Below are 4,280 nucleotides of genomic sequence, written 5' to 3'. Positions count from 1 at the left end.
GCATCCGACGCGGCCTACGGCACATCCAGTACCGCAGCCACCTCATAGACGGCTGCCTCGCCGAGACCGGCCTGACCATCAGACCCGCCTGAGCAACGACACGACACCACGAGTTCAACCTCAGTAGTGCGAGTCCGAGTGGGAAGATCGAGCGCAGCCAGCCAGAGACGATCATGATGCGGTGCTGGCCGTAGCGGGTGACGAGGCGCGCGGAGAGGCGGGCGCCGACGAAGCCGCCGAGTGCCGGGATGCCGAAGGCGAGACCGTATTGCCAGGCGGGGAGGTGGTACTGGCCTGGCAGAAGGATGACCAGGAGCGGACCGGTGGCCATGATCAGGCCGTTGACTGTCATGGAGTTGAGGAACAGGCGTCGTAGGACGCGGTCGTGGAGGATGAATCGCCAGCCGCTCAGAAGGTCGGTGGCGTGCAAACTGGTGGCCGCATCGCGCGGCGCTGCTATGTCGCCTCCGCGGATGCGGAGGACCCCGAGTGCGGAGAGCAGGTAGCTGAGGGCATTGGCGGCGACGGTGATGACCGGGCCGAGCAAGCCGATGAGCGCTCCGCCGAGAGGCGGGCCGGCAGCGGTCGCAACCCAGCTCGTGTCCTCGAATCTCCCGTTTGCGACGAGGAGATGGTCTGCGTCGGTCGAGGTACTTCAGGTACGCGCCGGATGCGGTGGTGACGGCGATGCTCGCCGTTTTGGAGATGACCGAGACGACCAGCAATTGGCCGTAGGACAGCAGGCCGAGGAGGTACGCGATCGGAACGCTCGCCGTGGCGAGGAAGCGGATCAGGTCCATCGCGATCATCACGGGGCGCTTGGCCCGGTGCTCGACCCGCGGCCCGAGTGGGACCGCGACGATCGCGGCAACGGCGAGGCCGGCAGCTTCCAGGAGCGAGAGGGCGAATGCGGGCGAGCGCAGCACCCGGACCGCGATGAGCGGGAAATGCCCCGAAAAAGCGATCCACGTGCCGTAGGTGCTGACGGCGTAGGCCGACCACAGCCACCCGAAGCTGAGCCCCAATCTCACGCGCACATGGCTCCTGGCGACAACCGACAGTTTGGATGCTTGAAAGCGCATCAGCCACGCTGGAACGTGATCAAACAACCGATCCTCGGCGAGCCACAACGATCAGTTGTGCCTGCCTAAGGTGAACCAGTGGACACCGAGGCATTGCGATCGTTCGTCCGGGCGGCCGAGCTCGGACAGTTGCAACATGCGGCCGATGAGTTGGGCGTGACGCAGCAGGCAGTCTCCAAGCGGATCGCCGCCCTGGAGCGCGAGCTGGAAGTCCGTCTGTTCACACGTACCGCGCGAGGGGTTGAGCTGACGCTCGATGGTCAGGCGTTTCTCCCCCACGCGCGGAGCATCGTCGTGGGTGTCGAGCGCGCCATCACCGCGGTCAGGCCGGGCTCCCGGGCCCTTCGGATCGACGTTCTCGGCCTGCGAAGCGCGCAGGCCGTTGTTCTGCACGACTATTGGCGGTCGCATCCCGAAACCAACCTCGACGTGGTGACCCTCCGGGTCAACGACCCCCGCGTGGCGGTCGCCGCCGTCGAAGCAGGCGATATCGACGCCTCGTTCCGTACCGTCACTGACCCGGACACACTGCCGCCCGACGTGCACATGATTCACGCGTTCGACTCTCCGCTGGAACTTCTCGTCGGCCCGAGACATCCGCTCGCCTCCGCGCGAAGACTGACGCCACCGCAGCTGCGTAAGCACCGGATATGGGTGCCGGGTATCGCGCCCCGAAGCGAATGGGCAGAGTTCTACGATCAGCTCGCCACCGAATTCGACCTACGCATCGACGCGGCAGGCCCGCACTTTGGAGACCAAGTACTCCTGGACACCCTCGCGGACTCCGCGGACGTGGCCACCCTCGTTGGGGAACGCGACCGGTACATCTGGCCGACGAACTACGACCTACGCCGCATCCCTATCGTGAATCCGACCCTCGCATACCCACTCTCTCTCATCCTCCCCAGAACGAATCCACATCCAGGACTCCGTGGAATCATCACCCACCTCGGAAGCCTGCCAAGGCTCCCTGAGACGGTCTGGCTCCCGTTCTGGGCAACGACGCCACGGCGCGGCGACAGCGACATCGCACATGCTCGCAGGTCCCAACCCCGACAAAGGTGACTCGACCGGCTGCTGATAGCAGCCTCCACCAGCGCCCAATGAGTCTTATCCAGTCACGGGTACACCAGAAAGGATCGTGGCATGTCCAGCGACCGTCTCATGCGCATCCATAGCGCCGAGTTCCAGGCCATGGCCGAGAGGGTCCTGCGGGTCACCGAGCTCACCTCCCGCCTGAACGTCCTGCCCTTCGAGGACGGAGCGGGCAAGGCGGAACTGTTCGAACAGATCCTCGGCAGGCCGCTGTCGACGAGAGTCACGATCTATCCGCCCTTCTACACGGACCACGGTCTTCACTGACCTCGCGGAGCGCGTGTTCATAAACCAGAACTGCACGTTCCTGGACTACGCCGGCATCCGGCTCGGCGAGCGCGTGATGGTCGGACCAAAGGCCACATTCATCACCGTCGGTCACCCGGTCGACCCTGAGGAGCGACGGGGGTGGCTAAGCGGCGCGCCCATCGATGTGGCGGAGAACGTGTGGATCGGCGCCGGTGCCACGATCCTTCCTGGCGTCAGCATTGGCCGTGATGCCGTGGTCGCCGCTGGCGCGGTCGTGACCGATGACGTTCCGCCGGCAAGCCTGGTGACCGGCAGCAAGGCAACCGTGCACCGACGCTGGTGACGAACTCTCCGGGGCCACACCGAGCCCCGGACTACGGGCAGTCATCAACCACATCGGAAGCCTGGCGCCCCTCCCCGAGACAACTGGCTCCGGTTCAGGGCGACGAACCAACGTCGCGGCCATAATCACATCGCCTCACAGAGCCACTAATACCGGAAGCCCACGCGCGTTGCCAGCATCACTCACTGATCCTGCTCGCCGCCAAGTTTCTGCTGCCAACAACGTCATGGCCAGCAACACCTAGGACTCCGGAGCCGTGTACTTCAGGTCTGGTTTCCGAGCCCGAGCCTCAGCTGTTGGCCAGGGTACGGTCGAGGAGGGGGAGCAGACGGTCCCAGTGGCGCTGCAGTGCGGAGGGGCTGAAGGCCTCGGTGTCGGACATGGTGTAGCCGTGGATGGTGCCAGGGCAGATCTCGGTGGTGTAACCGACACCTGCGGCGTCCAGGGCCTTGTTGAGCTCGTTGATGTCCTCGGGCGGCATGTCGTTTTCGGCGAGGCCGAGGTGGACTTGGGCGGTGAGCTTGGGGACGAGGCGGTGCGGGCTGTCGAGCGCGTCGGTGACCAAGAAGCCGGGGTGGAATCCGGCGACGGCGGCCACCTGGTCGGGGTGGGCCGCTGCGGTGCGCATCGCCAAGGCGGCGCCTATGCAGTAACCGATCACGGCGGCCGGTCCGGCGCTGACCTCGGGCTGAGTGGTGAGGAACCTGAGGTAGGCGTCGGCGTCGCGCAGGACCCGTTCGGTGGTGTGCGCCTCGATCAAGGGCATCAACTGGGCGATGACCGCGGGTCGGATGTCTTCTCCGATGTGCTCGGGAAGTTCGACCACCGGTGCCGGGCCGTGCCGGTAGTAGAGGTTGGGGACGAGCACGTAGTACCCGTGCTCGGCCAGTTCGCGGGCCCTCTCCTCCAGCTCGGGCCGCACGCCGAAGGCGTCCGTGTACAGCAGCACCCCCGGGTGCCGCTCGCCACGGTCGGGAAAGGCGGCGAAAGCGTCGGCCTGGCCGTCCGCGGTGGGAATCGGCAGCGTCTTGGTGGGCATGAATTCTCCTGTCGTGGTTGACGTGCCGAGCCTGTGATCAACACGACGGAGGCGGAGCCCGCGCAACAGCGCCAGATCCTCGATCGAACAGCGGGCCCGCACCGGCCCGTACGGCGCTCAGAAGAGCACCGGGTCACCAATCCGTGTGTGGCGCAATGCCGTCCCGGTAATCATCGCCCCGCAACATAGCCCACCGGACAAAGCCGACGCCAGCACCCCAGTCCACAGTGCGGCTCGCGAGAATGATCTCGGCCAACACCTCGGATCCTGAACCCGGTCGACCCGCTGCCCGTGACAGGGATACCGATCTTGTGGCTGCGCGTCCTCACCGCACTTCGAACACTCCCTAAGGGCTCGCAGAGAATCAACCTGTTGCTTCCCGCGATTCCGCTCGTTGGTGTGGTATGCGCGTCTCCGAGTCGATCTGCCACCAACTCGCCGTGAAGTTTGAGGTGTTGTTCCCGCATCTGGA

Annotated in this window: 2 protein-coding genes and 3 pseudogenes; 3 read left to right on the top strand and 2 right to left on the bottom strand. The window is 65.6% G+C overall.

Annotation, left to right across the window (positions count from 1 at the left end):
- Nucleotides 1-92 (top strand): annotated as a pseudogene (locus ACTWP8_RS38050) (transposase); the annotation flags it as partial.
- A gap of 62 nt (nt 93-154) precedes the next feature.
- On the opposite strand, the pseudogene ACTWP8_RS38045 reads toward ACTWP8_RS38050, so the two are convergent.
- Nucleotides 155-562: pseudogene (locus tag ACTWP8_RS38045) on the bottom strand (MFS transporter); the annotation flags it as partial.
- Between the two features lie 598 nt (nt 563-1,160).
- Between ACTWP8_RS38045 and ACTWP8_RS38040 the strand changes: the two are divergent.
- Nucleotides 1,161-2,147, top strand: a complete 987-nt coding sequence (locus tag ACTWP8_RS38040) for a LysR family transcriptional regulator (RefSeq protein ID WP_443326622.1) — start codon at nt 1,161-1,163, stop codon at nt 2,145-2,147.
- Nucleotides 2,148-2,228: 81 nt separating this feature from the next.
- Nucleotides 2,229-2,769, top strand: a pseudogene (locus tag ACTWP8_RS38035) (DapH/DapD/GlmU-related protein).
- Nucleotides 2,770-3,058: 289 nt separating this feature from the next.
- Here the strand turns inward: ACTWP8_RS38035 and ACTWP8_RS38030 are convergent.
- On the bottom strand, nt 3,059-3,808 hold the full coding sequence (locus ACTWP8_RS38030; protein ID WP_443326621.1) for a dienelactone hydrolase family protein: 750 nt from the start codon (nt 3,806-3,808) through the stop codon (nt 3,059-3,061).
- Nucleotides 3,809-4,280: the final 472 nt, after the last annotated feature.

Source organism: Streptomyces sp. 7N604 (assembly GCF_052245475.1).
GTDB lineage: Bacteria > Actinomycetota > Actinomycetes > Streptomycetales > Streptomycetaceae > Streptomyces.
The sequence above is the reverse complement of the archived record's forward strand: the minus strand, read 5'-3'. Positions and strand labels throughout refer to the sequence as shown.

What these genes read in the sequence shown, in the direction of transcription:
- ACTWP8_RS38030 (WP_443326621.1), bottom strand. Translation starts at nt 3,808, where the DNA reads ATGCCCACCAAGACGCTGCCGATTCCCACCGCGGACGGCCAGGCCGAC.